Consider the following 12,743-nt stretch of genomic DNA (forward strand, 5'->3'; position numbering starts at 1 on the left):
CGGCGGCGTCATGCGACCCAACCCGCTCCGGGATCCCCAGGACCGACGGCTCCCGCGCATCGCGGGCCCGTCGAGCCTGGTGCTGTTCGGCGTCACCGGCGACCTGTCCCGCAAGAAGGTCATGCCAGCGATCTATGACCTCGCCAACCGCGGTCTGCTGCCGCCGGGCTTCTCGCTCATCGGCTTCGCCCGGCGCGACTGGGCCGACCAGGACTTCGCGCAGATCGTCTACGACGCGGTCAAGGAGCACGCGCGCACGCCCTTCCGCGAGGAGGTGTGGCGCCAGCTCGCCGAGGGCTTCCGCTTCGTGCCGGGCAACTTCGACGACGACGACGCCTTCGCCACCCTGGGCCGGACGATGCGCGAGCTCGACGAGGCACGCGGCACCGGCGGCAACACGGCCTTCTACCTCGCCATCCCCCCGTCGTTCTTCGGCACCGTGGTGGCGCAGCTCAAGGAGCACGGGCTGGCCGAGCCGACCGTCGACTCCACCGGGATGCCGTCGTGGCGTCGCGTCGTGGTCGAGAAGCCCTTCGGCCACGATCTCGAGTCGGCACGCGAGCTCAACGACGTGCTGGCCTCGGTCTTTCCGTCCGGGTCGATCTTCCGCATCGACCACTACCTCGGCAAGGAGACGGTCCAGAACATCCTGGCGATGCGCTTCGCCAACAACATGTTCGAGCCGATCTGGAACGCCAACTACGTCGACCACGTGCAGATCACCATGGCCGAGGACATCGGGATCGGCGGCCGGGCCGGCTACTACGACGGCATCGGTGCCGCCCGCGACGTCATCCAGAACCACCTCCTCCAGCTGATGGCCCTGGTCGCCATGGAGGAGCCGACCTCCTTCGATGCCGAGCAGCTGCGCCTCGAGAAGCAGAAGGTCCTCTCCTCGGTCGTCCTCCCACCGCGGCTTGACACCACCACCGCCCGCGGGCAGTACTCCCCCGGCTGGCAGGGCGGCGAGAAGGTCATCGGCTTCCTCGAGGAGGAAGGCATCAAGCGCACGTCGAGGACGGAGACGTACGCCGCCATCACGCTGCACGTCGACACCCGCCGCTGGGCCGGCGTGCCGTTCTACCTCCGCACCGGCAAGCGCCTGGGCCGCCGCGTCACCGAGGTGGCCGTCGTCTTCAAGCGGGCGCCGCACCTGCCCTTCAACGCCACCTCGACCGAGGAGCTCACCCAGAACGCCCTGGTCATCCGGGTGCAGCCCGACGAGGGCCTGACGATGCGGTTCGGCTCCAAGGTGCCCGGCACCGCGATGGAGATCCGCGACGTCAACATGGACTTCGCCTACGGCGGCTCCTTCACCGAGGCGAGTGCCGAGGCCTACGAGCGGCTCATCCTCGACGTGCTGCTCGGTGACCCGCCGCTCTTCCCCCGCCACGAGGAGGTCGAGCTGTCGTGGAAGATCCTCGACCCGATCCTCGAGCACTGGGAGCGCAAGGGAAAGCCCGAGGCCTATCCGTCCGGCACCTGGGGGCCGGAGTCGGCCGACAAGATGCTCGCCCGTGACGGACGCACCTGGAGGCGACCATGACCAAGTTCGAGCTCGAGGACACCAACGCGTCCGCGATCGCCGCCGAGTTCGTCCGGGCCCGGACCCGCGCCGGCTCCCCGGCCATGGGCATGGTGATGACGCTGATCATCGTCGTCCCCGACGACGACGCCGAGGAGGCCATGCAGGCCGCCCAGCGCGCCTCGCGCGAGCACCCCGCCCGGGTGCTCGGCGTCATCCTCGGTGACGGCCGCGGCAAGCCGCAGGTCGACGCCACCGTCGCCACCGGCGGCGGCTGGGGCGGGGAGACCGCCCTCATCCGGCTCAAGGGCGAGGTCGTCCGGTACGCCGAGTCGGTCGTGCTGCCCCTGCTGCTGCCCGACTCCCCCGTCGCGATCTGGTGGCCGACCGAGCCCCCCGACGACCCGGCCGACGACCCGCTGGGGGCCCTGGCCAAGCGGCGGATCACCGACTCCGCGGCCGCCAAGCGCAGCAAGTCGTCCGTGATGCTGCGCCAGTGCCAGTCCTACGCGCCCGGCAACACCGACCTCAGCTGGACCCGGCTCACCCCGTGGCGGGCGCTGCTCGCCGCGGCGCTCGACCAGCACCCGCTCAAGGTCACCCGGGCCTCGGTCTCCGCCGAGCGGATCAGCCCCAGCGCCGACCTGCTCGTGGCCTGGCTCAACGACCGGCTCAAGGTGCCCGTCGAGCGGCACACCTCCGACGGCCCGGGCATCACCCAGGTCGTGATGGACACCAAGCAGGGCCCGATCACCATCGCCCGCGACGACGGCCGGCTCGCGACCTTCTCCTCGCCCGAGCGGCCGGACCGACCGGTGGCGCTCAAGCGCCGCGAGGTCCCGGCGCTGCTCACCGAGGAGCTGCGGCGTCTCGACGAGGACGACGTCTACGCGGCCACCGCCAAGCGGCTCGTGGGCCTGGCCAAGGAGGGATGAGCGTGCCTGCAGACCCCCGGGTCGTCGTCCACGAGGACGCCCAGACCCTCGCCGGCGACGTCGCCTCGATGCTGCTCGACCGGCTGGAGACCGCGCAGGGGCGGGGTGAGGTGCCACAGATCGGCCTCACCGGTGGCTCCATCGCCGAGGCCATCCACCGCGAGATCGCCCGTCGCGCCGTCGACTCCTCCGTCGACTGGTCGCGGGTGGTGTTCTGGTGGGGGGACGAGCGCTTCGTCGAGGCCGGATCACCCGACCGCAATGCCCGCCAGGCCCGCGAGGCCTTCCTCGACGGGCTCGGCGTCGACCCGGCCCACGTGCACGAGGTCCCGGCGGCGGACGCGGTGGCGACCGCGGAGGACGCCGCGGCGGCGTACTCCGAGGCGCTGCGCACGCACGGCGCCGGCTTCTTCGAGGTGCTGATGCTCGGGGTCGGACCCGACGGCCACATCGCCTCGCTCTTCCCGGGCCACCCGGCGCTCGACGTCACGGACTCGATCGCCGTCGCCGTCCACGACTCCCCCAAGCCGCCGCCGGACCGGGTCTCGCTGACCTTCGAGGCGATGGACCGGGCGAGGGCCGTGTGGTTCCTCGTCAGCGGCGACGGCAAGGCCGACGCGGTCGCCGCCGCGCTGGCCGGGGGCGACGTCCACGAGATCCCCGCCCGCGGGGTGGTCGGGCAGGTCGAGACGCTCTGGCTGCTCGACGAGGCCGCCGCCTCCGCCCTCTGACCGACCGGGCACGGCGTACACACGCGGACACAACTGCCTCCGCACCCCACACGCCGCGCTCGGCGGTGACTCAGCCGGAGGGTTGTGTCCGCGCGTCTACGAGGAGCTGGTCCGCCGGACGGACCGACGGCCCGCCCCGAGACCGCCGAACGCGCGTGGCGCGTCACTGCCCGACCGATCGGTCCGTACGACGGCAGGTCGGATCAGAAGATGATGTCGCCCGACTTGCGGCGGCTGCGCAGCAGCTGGATCGCCTCGTCGAGGATGTCCGCCGCCTCGGCGTCGGAGCGACGCTCCTTCACGTAGGCGAGGTGCGTCTTGTAGGGCTCGATCTTGGGCGCCGGCGGCGGGTTGTCGGAGTCCAGGCTGGCCGGGAGCCCGCACTTGGGGCAGTCCCACGACTCCGGCACGTTGGCCTCGACCGAGAAGGTCACCACCGAGCGGTGCTCGTGCGAGCAGAAGTAGGTCACCGCCTGGCGAGGCGCCGCCTCGCCGCGCTCGGCCTCGCCCATCGGGCCAGCACCGACCCGACTCCCTCGGATCGCGTTACCGCCACCAGCCACGTGTCTCTCTCCCTCTTCAAGACCCCGGCGACGGTGCCGCCGGGGACACGATCCCCGTCACACGAAACGTCAGTTGCTGCCGTAGGCCGTGAGCAGGCCCAGAGCGATGATGCAGGCGAACCAGATGATGCCGATCCCGACCGTGAACCGGTCGAGGTTGCGCTCGGCGACCGAGGAACCCCCGATGGTGCTGGAGACCCCGCCGCCGAACATGTCCGACAGTCCGCCGCCGCGGCCCTTGTGGAGCAGCACCAGCAGGATGAGGATCAGGCTCGTGATGACGAGCAGGATGGTGAAGAGCAGAATCACGAGCGGAAGCCTACGTCACACCCCCGTGGATCAGAGGACCGGCATCTCGTAGAACCGGCAGATTCCTCCGAACTCGTCGGCCTGGAGGCTCGCACCGCCCACGAGGCACCCGTCGACGTCCGGCTTCTCCATGATCCCGGCGACGTTCGAGGCCTTCACGGAGCCGCCGTACTGGATGCGTACGCCGTCCGCGGCGGCGTCCCCGTGCACCTCGCGGATGCGTCCACGGATGGCTCCGCACACCTCCTGGGCGTCGTCCGGCGTGGCCACCTCGCCGGTGCCGATCGCCCACACCGGCTCGTAGGCGACGACGAGGCCGGCGACCTGCTCGGCGGTGAAGCCGGCGAGGGAGCCGTCGACCTGCGCGAGCGTGTAGGGGACCTGCTCGCCGGCCTGGCGTACGTCGAGCCCCTCCCCCACGCACACGATGGGCGTCATGCCCGCCGCCAGCGCCTTGTGGGCCTTGGCGTTGACGGTCTCGTCGGACTCCGCGTGGTGCTCGCGGCGCTCGCTGTGGCCCACGACGACGTGGGAGCAGCCGAGCTTGGCCAGCATCGCCGCCGAGATCTCGCCGGTGTAGGCGCCCCCGTCGTGCATGGAGACGTCCTGGGCGCCGTACTTGATCGAGAGCCGGTCACCGTCGACCATCGTCTGCACCGAGCGCAGGTCGGTGAACGGCGGCACCACGACCACCTCGACCTTGCCGTAGTCGTGACGCTTGTCCGACAGGGTCCAGGCGAGCTTCTGGACGAGCACCACGGCTTCCTGGTGGTTGAGGTTGCTCTTCCAGTTGCCGGCCATGATCGGGGTGCGGCTCATGTGATCAGTTCCTTTCGAGTACGGCGATGCCGGGCAGCTCTTTGCCCTCGAGGAACTCGAGGCTGGCGCCACCGCCGGTGGAGATGTGGCCGAAGGCGGCCTCGTCGAAGCCGAGCTTGCGGACCGCGGCGGCGGAGTCGCCCCCACCGACCACGGACAGCCCGTCGACCTCGGTCAGCGCCTGCGCGACGGCACGGGTGCCCTCGGCGAAGGCGTCGACCTCGAAGACGCCCATCGGGCCGTTCCAGAAGACCGTGCGGGCATCGGCGAGCGCCGCCGCGAACGCGGCACCCGACTCGGGGCCGATGTCGAGGCCGAGCGCGTCGGCCGGGATGGCATCGGCGGCCACGACCTGCGGCTGGGGCTCGCGATCACCCGACGGGAAGGCGGTGTCGACGACCACGTCGGTCGGCAGCACGATCTCCACGCCGCGCTCGGTGGCCTCCTCGAGGTAGCGCCGGCAGATGTCGAGCTGGTCCTCCTCGAGCAGGCTCTTGCCGACCTCGTGGCCCTGGGCCTTGAGGAAGGTGAAGACCATGCCACCGCCGATGAGCAGCTTGTCGGCCTTCCCCAGCAGGTTGTCGATGACCCCCAGCTTGTCCGAGACCTTAGAGCCGCCGAGCACCACGACGTACGGGCGCTCGGGGTCGACGGTGAGCCGACGCAGGACGTCGATCTCGGTCGCCACCAGACCACCCATGGCGGCCGGCAGGCGCAGCGCCACGTCGTACACGCTGGCCTGCTTGCGGTGGACGACGCCGAAGCCGTCGGAGACGAAGGCGTCGGCGAGCTGGGCGAGCTGGCCGGCGAACGAGCCGCGCACGTCGTCGTCCTTGCTCGTCTCGCCCGAGTTGAAGCGGACGTTCTCGAGCAGCGCGACCTGGCCGTCCTGCAGCGCCGCGACCGTCTCGGTGGCACTCTCGCCCACCGTGTCGGTCGCGAACGCCACGTCCTGGCCGAGCAGCTCGCCGAGGCGAGCGGCCACCGGGGCCAGGCTGTACGCCGGGTCCGGCTCGCCCTTGGGCCGGCCCAGGTGGGCGGTCACGACCACCCGGGCGCCGGCCTCGGAGAGCTGGCGGATGGTCGGCACGCTCGCGCGGATGCGGCCGTCGTCGGTGATGGTGCTGCCGTCCAGCGGCACGTTGAGGTCCGAGCGGACCAGGACGCGCTTGCCGGTCAGGTCACCCAGGGAGGAGATGTCCGACACGTCAGAGCGTCGTGCCGATGTGGGTGATCAGGTCGGCGAGGCGGTTGGAGTAGCCCCACTCGTTGTCGTACCAGCCGACGACCTTGACCTGGTTGCCGATGACCTTGGTCAGCGGCGCGTCGAAGATGCAGGACGCCGGGTCGGTGACGATGTCCGAGGAGACGATCGGGTCGGTGGAGTACTTGAGGAACTTGCCGTCGGCGGCCTTCTGCACGGCGGCGTTGACCTCCTCGACCGAGGTCTCGCGGCCGGCCTCGAAGGTGAGGTCGGTGGCCGAGCCGGTCGGGACCGGGACGCGCAGGGCGTAGCCGTCGAGCTTGCCCTTGAGCTCGGGCATGACCAGGCCGATGGCCTTGGCGGCACCCGTCGACGTGGGGACCACGTTGAGGGCGGCGGCGCGGGCGCGACGCGGGTCCTTGTGGATGTTGTCCAGCAGGTTCTGGTCGGCGGTGTAGGCGTGCACCGTCGTCATCAGGCCCTTGACGATCGTGAACTCCTCGTGGAGCGCCTTGGCCATCGGGGCGAGGCAGTTGGTCGTGCACGAGGCGTTGGAGATGACCGTGTGCTTGCTCGGGTCGTAGAGCTCGTGGTTGACGCCCATCACGACGGTGATGTCCTCGTGCGAGGCGGGCGCGGAGATGATGACCTTCTTGGCACCCGCGTCGACGTGGGCCCGGGCCTTGGTCGCGTCGGTGAAGAAGCCGGTGGACTCGACGACGACGTCCACGCCGAGCTCGCCCCACTTGAGGTTGGCCGGGTCGCGCTCGGCGAAGGCGGTGATGGTCTGGTCGCCGACCCGGATCGAGGTGTCGTCGCTCGACACGTCGGCGTCGAGGCGGCCCAGGATCGAGTCGTACTTGAGCAGGTGCGCGAGCGAGGCGTTGTCGGTCAGGTCGTTGACGCCGACGATCTCGATGTCGGCACCCGACGCACGCACGGCGCGGAAGAAGTTGCGGCCGATGCGGCCGAAGCCGTTGATACCTACGCGAACAGTCACTGCGGAACTCCTAAGAGGGAACGAGCGTGTGCGGGGTCAGGTGGCACGACGGCACGCAGGCGCGGTCGTCGGCGTCTCGCGTCGACCCTATCGCGCGCGCGTCCTGCGTGGCGGGGGCCGTATCGGCGTACGTGCAGGTAACTCCGCCGGGCGGCGGCACCGGGCCCGGACGAGGGCCGGTCAGGCCTCTTCGGCGAGCATCTCCGGGGTCAGCGACGACTCGGTGTCGGGGATGCCGAGCTCCTCGGCGCGCTTGTCGGCCATGGCCAGCAGGCGCCGGATGCGGCCGGCGATGGCGTCCTTGGTGAGCACGGGGTCGTGCAGCTGGCCGAGCTCCTCGAGGCTGGCCTGCTTGTGCTCGAGCCGCAGGTGGCCGGCCAGCTTGAGGTGGTCGGGGACCTCGTCGGCGAGGATCTCCAGGGCCCGCTCGACGCGGGCACCGGCGGCCACGGCCGCCCGGGCGGAACGACGCAGGTTGGCGTCGTCGAAGTTGGCGAGCCGGTTGGCGGTGGCACGGACCTCACGGCGCATGCGCCGCTCCTCCCAGGCCATCAGGGACTCGTGGGCGCCGAGCCGGGTCAGCAGCGCACCGATGGCGTCACCGTCGCGGATGACCACCCGGTCGATGCCGCGGACCTCGCGGGCCTTGGCGGAGATGCCGAGCCGGCGGGCGACGCCGACGATCGCGAGCGCCGCCTCCGGGCCGGGGCAGGTGATCTCGAGCGACGACGAGCGTCCGGGCTCGGTCAGCGAGCCGTGGGCGAGGAAGGCCCCGCGCCACGCGGCGACGGCGTCGCAGCCGCCACCCGAGACGACGGCCGGGGGCAGCCCCCGCACCGGGCGGCCGCGCTGGTCCAGCAGGCCGGTCTGACGTGCGAGGGCCTCGCCGTCCTTGACCACCCGGACGATGTAGCGACTGCCCTTGCGGATCCCGTTGCCCTGGACCATGACCACGTCGGACTGGTGGCCGTAGACCTCGGCGATGTCCTTGCGGAGGCGCCGCGCGGCGGCGCCGGTGTCGAGCTCGGCCTCCACCACGATGCGGCCGCTGACGATGTGCAGACCTCCCGCGAACCGCAGCATCGAGGCCACTTCGGCCTTGCGGCAGCAGGTCTTGGTGATCTGGGTGTTGGCGAGCTCCGCCTTCACCTGTGCCGTCATCGCCATGGCCCCGATCCTGCCATGCGCGTCAATCACCCCGACCGCCGCCGGGGGTGTTCAGACGCGCGACACGATCCCCTCGAAGGCGGCCGCGAGACGAGCGTGGTCGTGGCGGTCCGTGGCGTCGTCGGCGGCCACGTCGGCCAGCACCAGCTCCGCACCGGCGGACGCGGCCACCCGCTCGAGCTCGTCGGGGTGCGCCACGCTGCCCCGGTCGGCCAGGACGGTGTGGATCTTGAGCTCGGGCGCGTGCTCGAAGAGGGCCGCGAGGTGGTCCTCCGGCCCGAACCCCGGGGTCTCCCCCTCCTGGGGCTCCAGGTTGAGCACCACCACCAGCCGGGCCGAGGTGTTGACCAGGGCCTCCCGGAGCCCGGGGACCATGAGGTGCGGGATCACCGAGGTGAACCACGAGCCGGGTCCGAGGAACACCCAGTCGGCGTCGAGGATGGCGTCCACGGACTCCGCGCAGGCCTGGGGCGCGGGCGGGTCGAGGGCCACGGACACGATGTCGCCGTCGGTGGTGGCGACCTCCACCTGGCCGCGGACGGTCGTGGTGCGGGCCGGGTCCCCCGGGTCGAGGCCGCGCACCTCGGCGGTGACATCCATCGGGGTGACCGCCATCGGCAGCACCCGCCCTTGGGCACCCAGCAGCCGCCCGACCCAGTCGAGGGCCCGGACGTGGTCGCCCATGAGCTCCCAGAGCCCGACGATGAGCAGGTTGCCCACCACGTGGCCCCGCATGTCGCCCTCCCCGGCGAACCGGTGCTGGACGACCTCCGCCCAGGTGCGACCCCACTCGTCGTCGCCGCACAGGGCGGCCAGCGCCATCCGCAGGTCGCCGGGCGGGAGCACCCCGAACTCGCCCCGGAGCCGACCGGACGAGCCGCCGTTGTCGGCGACCGTGACGACGGCGGTCAGCGAGTCGATGGTCAGGTCGGCCTCCAGCCGGCGCAGGGCGCTCAGGGTGGCGAACAGGCCGTGCCCGCCACCCAGGGCGACGGCGGCCTGGGCGGTGTCGCGTGCCATCAGCTCACTCCCGACCCAGGTCGCGGTGACGCGCGCCGGTGTCGTGACCGAGCGCACGCAGCCGGGCGGCGATCTCCTCGGTCATGGCCACGCTGCGGTGCTTGCCGCCGGTGCACCCGATGGCGACGGTCATGAAGCGCTTGCCCTCGCGCAGGTAGCCGCTGGCCGCGGTCTCCAGCACCGGGACGTACTGCTCGAGGAACTCGGCCGCGCCGGGACGCTCCTTGACGTAGGTCGCGACCGCCTCGTCACGACCGTTGAGGGCACGGAGCTCGGGCACCCAGAACGGGTTGGGCAGGAAGCGCATGTCGGCGACGAAGTCGGCGTCCACCGGGATGCCGTACTTGAACCCGAAGCTGGTCACCGTGACCTTGAGGCGGGTCGACTCGGCGGTGCCGAAGGCCTGGGCGATCCGGTCGGTGAGCTGGTGGACGTTGAGGTTGGTCGTGTCGATGACCACGTCGGCGTCCCCGCGCAGCTCGGCGAGGACCTCGCGCTCACGCTGCAGGCCGTGGAGGAGCCGGCCGCTGCCCTGCAGCGGGTGTGGGCGCCGGGCAGCCTCCTGCCGGCGGACGAGCACGTCGTCGGTGGCCTCGAGGAAGAGCAGCGTGGTGGGACGCCCGGTGACCCCCTGGTGGCGGTTGGCCTGGAGGGAGTCGAAGAACGACCCCGACCGGACGTCGACCACGACCGCGATCGGCTGGCTGATGCCGTGGTTGTCGTCGACGAGGCGTACGACGTCGCGCACCAGCGTGGGCGGCAGGTTGTCGACCACGAAGAACCCGAGGTCCTCGAGCTCCTTGGCGGCGGTGCTGCGCCCGGCGCCCGTCATGCCGGTCACGATGACCAGCTCAGCCGGCTGGGGGTCCATCAGTCCTCCTCGATCTCGCCCGTCGCGGTGTTGACCCGCGGGCTGCCAGTCTTGCGGGTCGAGGCCGCGGCAGCGACCGCCTCCTTGATCGAGGCCGCCGTGCGCGGCCCGATGCCCGGCACCAGGGCGATCTCGGCGGCATCGGCCTCCCGGAGCTTCTTGAGGGAGCCGAAGTGCTTGAGCAGCGTCTTGCGGCGGACCTCGCCGAGGCCCGGCACGTCGTCGAGCATGCTCTCGACCATGGTCTTGGAACGCCGCGACCGGTGGTGGGTGATGGCGAACCGGTGGGCCTCGTCGCGCACCCGCTGGAGGAGGTAGAGACCCTCGCTGGACCGGGCCATGATCACCGGGTCCTCCTCGTCGGGCAGCCACACCTCCTCGAGCCGCTTGGCGAGCCCGCACACCGGGATGTCGTCGATGCCGAGCTCGGTGAGCGCCTGCTGGGCGGCCGCCACCTGCGGCGGCCCGCCGTCCACCACGACGAGGCCCGGCGCGTAGGCGAACTTGCGGGGCCGGCCGGTCTCGGGGTCGACGAGCATGGGCCCGGACTCGGTGCTCACGGCCTCCGACCTGGCCTGCTCGTCGAGGAGCCGCCGGAAGCGTCGGGTGATGACCTGGTGCATGTGCGCCACGTCGTTCTGGCCGACCTGCCCGTCCGCGTCCGAGCCGTCCTCACCCCGGATCACGAAGCGGCGGTACTCCCCCTTGCGGGCCAGGCCGTCCTCGAAGACCACCATCGAGGCCACCACCTCGGTGCCCTGGAGGTTGGACACGTCGTAGCACTCGATGCGCAGCGGCACCTCGTCGAGCCCGAGCGCCTTCTGGATCTCCTCCAGGGCGCGGTTGCGGGTGGTGAGGTCGCTGGCGCGCTTGGTCTTGTGGAGCATCAGGGACTGGCCGGCGTTGGAGGCGACGGTCTCCTGGAGCGCCTTCTTGTCACCCCGCTGGGGCACCCGGATGGCCACCCGGCTCCCCCGGATGTCGCTGAGCAGGTCCTCGAGCACGGCCGCGTCGGGCGGCAGCGCGGGCACCAGCACCTCCCGCGGGATCGCCGAGGCGTCGTCCTCGGCCGCCACGCCGCCGTAGAGCTGGAGCAGGAACTCCTGGACGAGCCCGGCCGTGTCGCTGTCGTCGGAGCGGTCGGCCACCCAGCCGCGCTGGCCGCGGATGCGCCCGCCGCGCACGTAGAAGATCTGCACCGCGACCTCGAGGGGGTCCTCGGCGAGCGCGATGACGTCGGCGTCGGTCCCGTCGCCCAGGACCACTGCCTGCTTCTCCAGCGCCTTGCGCATCGCGCCGAGGTCGTCGCGCAGGCGGGCGGCCTTTTCGAAGTCCATCGCCTCGGACGCGGCGTACATCTCCCGCTCGATGCGGCGCACGAAGGCGTTGGTGTTGCCGGCCATGAAGTCGCAGAAGTCGTCGACGATCCGGCGGTGCTCCTCGGCGGTGACGTTGCCGACGCAGGGCGCCGCGCACTTGTCGATGTAGCCGAGCAGGCACGGCCGGCCGATCTGGCTGGAGCGCTTGAAGACGCCGTTGCTGCACGAGCGCATCGGGAAGACGCGCAGCAGCAGGTCCACGGTCTCGCGGATCGCCCAGGCATGGCCGTAGGGCCCGAAGTAGCGGGTGCCCTTGCGCTTGGCGCCCCGGCCCACCATGACCCGCGGGAACTCCTCGCCGACGGTCACCGCAAGCCACGGGTAGGACTTGTCGTCGCGGTACTTGACGTTGAACCGCGGGTCGAACTCCTTGATCCAGCTGTACTCCAGCTGGAGGGCCTCGACCTCGGTCTTGACCACCGTCCACTCGACGCTCGCGCCGGTCGTCACCATGCTCGCCGTGCGCGGGTGCAGGTTGGCGATGTCCTGGAAGTACGACGACAGGCGCGGGCGCAGGCTCTTGGCCTTGCCGACGTAGATCACCCGGCCCTTGGCGTCGCGGAACCGGTAGACCCCCGGGTCGGTCGGGATCGACCCGGGGGCGGGTCGATAGCTGCTGGGGGTGGCCACCCGACAACCCTACGGGCGGCCGGGGACAGTCCCTGCGGGTGGTGACCGGCGCCCGCGGACCCCGTGTCAGGCCAGCGTGATGCTGTCCCCGTCGACGGTGATCGAGACCTCCGCGAGGGGCGCGGTCGCCGGACCGTTGACCACCGAGCCGTCCTCGAGGGAGAAGGCGCTGCCGTGGCAGTTGCAGGGGATCTCGCCGTCGCTGGACGCGCTGACCGAGCACCCCTGATGGGTGCAGGTGGCGCTGAACGCCTTGAAGTCGCCCTCGGTCGGCTGGGTGACGACGACCTTCTCGGCCTCGAACACCGCGCAGCCCCCGACGGGGATGTCGGACGTGCTCGCGAGGGCCGCACCGCCGGCGGCGCCGCCGCCCTCGCTGCTGGAGCTCGACGGCGACGGGCTCGGCTCGGACGACGACGACTCGCTCGCCGTCCCGGTGTCGTCGGACCCGCAGGCCGCGAGGACGGGGAGCGCCAGGCCGGCGGACGCGGTGGTGGCGAACCGCCGGCGGGAGACGGAGTGCTCGGTGCTCATGGTGGTGGCCTCTCGGTCAGGTCAGCAGGGTCTGACCACCGTAGGACACCGGGCCC

At 71.6% G+C, this 12,743-nt stretch carries 13 protein-coding genes; 3 read left to right on the forward strand and 10 right to left on the reverse strand.

What is annotated here, in order from left to right; all coding sequences use genetic code 11:
* Positions 1 to 10: 10 nt before the first annotated feature.
* The 3 genes from zwf to pgl are packed head-to-tail and all read left to right on the forward strand — an operon-like array spanning position 11 to position 3,191.
* Positions 11 to 1,546, forward strand: coding sequence for a glucose-6-phosphate dehydrogenase (gene zwf, locus DAE25_RS08305; protein ID WP_107765728.1), 1,536 nt, complete (start codon positions 11 to 13; stop codon positions 1,544 to 1,546).
* Complete coding sequence (locus DAE25_RS08310) at positions 1,543 to 2,460, forward strand: glucose-6-phosphate dehydrogenase assembly protein OpcA (protein ID WP_107765729.1); 918 nt, start codon at positions 1,543 to 1,545, stop codon at positions 2,458 to 2,460. Before zwf ends, DAE25_RS08310 begins: the two co-directional genes overlap by 4 nt.
* A complete protein-coding gene (gene pgl / locus DAE25_RS08315; protein ID WP_107765730.1) occupies positions 2,457 to 3,191 on the forward strand; it encodes a 6-phosphogluconolactonase in 735 nt (244 codons plus the stop codon). The genes DAE25_RS08310 and pgl overlap by 4 nt, the downstream gene beginning before the upstream one ends.
* Positions 3,192 to 3,394: 203 nt before the next feature.
* Here the strand turns inward: pgl and DAE25_RS08320 are convergent, their stop codons facing one another.
* The 10 genes from DAE25_RS08320 to DAE25_RS08365 all read right to left on the reverse strand — a co-directional run bounded on the left by DAE25_RS08320 (position 3,395) and on the right by DAE25_RS08365 (position 12,687).
* Complete coding sequence (locus DAE25_RS08320; protein ID WP_082600627.1) at positions 3,395 to 3,754, reverse strand: RNA polymerase-binding protein RbpA; 360 nt, start codon at positions 3,752 to 3,754, stop codon at positions 3,395 to 3,397.
* 69 nt (positions 3,755 to 3,823) lie between these two features.
* Positions 3,824 to 4,063 carry a preprotein translocase subunit SecG gene (gene secG, locus DAE25_RS08325; protein WP_107765731.1) on the reverse strand — a complete coding sequence of 80 codons (240 nt, stop codon included), beginning with the start codon at positions 4,061 to 4,063 and terminating at the stop codon, positions 3,824 to 3,826.
* Positions 4,064 to 4,093: 30 nt separating this feature from the next.
* The gene (tpiA, locus tag DAE25_RS08330) at positions 4,094 to 4,882 is read right to left on the reverse strand and encodes a triose-phosphate isomerase (protein WP_107765732.1); all 789 of its coding nucleotides are present in this window, start codon (positions 4,880 to 4,882) and stop codon (positions 4,094 to 4,096) included.
* A gap of 4 nt (positions 4,883 to 4,886) precedes the next feature.
* Positions 4,887 to 6,089, reverse strand: coding sequence for a phosphoglycerate kinase (locus tag DAE25_RS08335; protein WP_107765733.1), 1,203 nt, complete (start codon positions 6,087 to 6,089; stop codon positions 4,887 to 4,889).
* 1 nt (position 6,090) lies between these two features.
* Positions 6,091 to 7,086, reverse strand: a complete 996-nt coding sequence (gap, locus tag DAE25_RS08340) for a type I glyceraldehyde-3-phosphate dehydrogenase (RefSeq protein WP_056888695.1) — start codon at positions 7,084 to 7,086, stop codon at positions 6,091 to 6,093.
* Positions 7,087 to 7,266: 180 nt separating this feature from the next.
* Positions 7,267 to 8,253, reverse strand: a complete 987-nt coding sequence (whiA, locus tag DAE25_RS08345) for a DNA-binding protein WhiA (RefSeq protein ID WP_056888696.1) — start codon at positions 8,251 to 8,253, stop codon at positions 7,267 to 7,269.
* Positions 8,254 to 8,304: 51 nt separating this feature from the next.
* The gene (locus DAE25_RS08350) at positions 8,305 to 9,273 is read right to left on the reverse strand and encodes a gluconeogenesis factor YvcK family protein (RefSeq protein ID WP_107765921.1); all 969 of its coding nucleotides are present in this window, start codon (positions 9,271 to 9,273) and stop codon (positions 8,305 to 8,307) included.
* A 4-nt stretch (positions 9,274 to 9,277) separates the two neighbouring features.
* Positions 9,278 to 10,144, reverse strand: coding sequence for an RNase adapter RapZ (rapZ, locus tag DAE25_RS08355; RefSeq protein WP_107765734.1), 867 nt, complete (start codon positions 10,142 to 10,144; stop codon positions 9,278 to 9,280).
* Complete coding sequence (gene uvrC, locus DAE25_RS08360) at positions 10,144 to 12,153, reverse strand: excinuclease ABC subunit UvrC (RefSeq protein ID WP_107765735.1); 2,010 nt, start codon at positions 12,151 to 12,153, stop codon at positions 10,144 to 10,146. Before uvrC ends, rapZ begins: the two co-directional genes overlap by 1 nt.
* Positions 12,154 to 12,219: 66 nt before the next feature.
* Complete coding sequence (locus DAE25_RS08365) at positions 12,220 to 12,687, reverse strand: QcrA and Rieske domain-containing protein (RefSeq protein ID WP_107765736.1); 468 nt, start codon at positions 12,685 to 12,687, stop codon at positions 12,220 to 12,222.
* Positions 12,688 to 12,743 lie beyond the last annotated feature (56 nt).

The organism is Nocardioides terrigena (genome assembly GCF_003047265.1).
GTDB classification, from domain to species: Bacteria; Actinomycetota; Actinomycetes; order Propionibacteriales; family Nocardioidaceae; genus Nocardioides; species Nocardioides terrigena.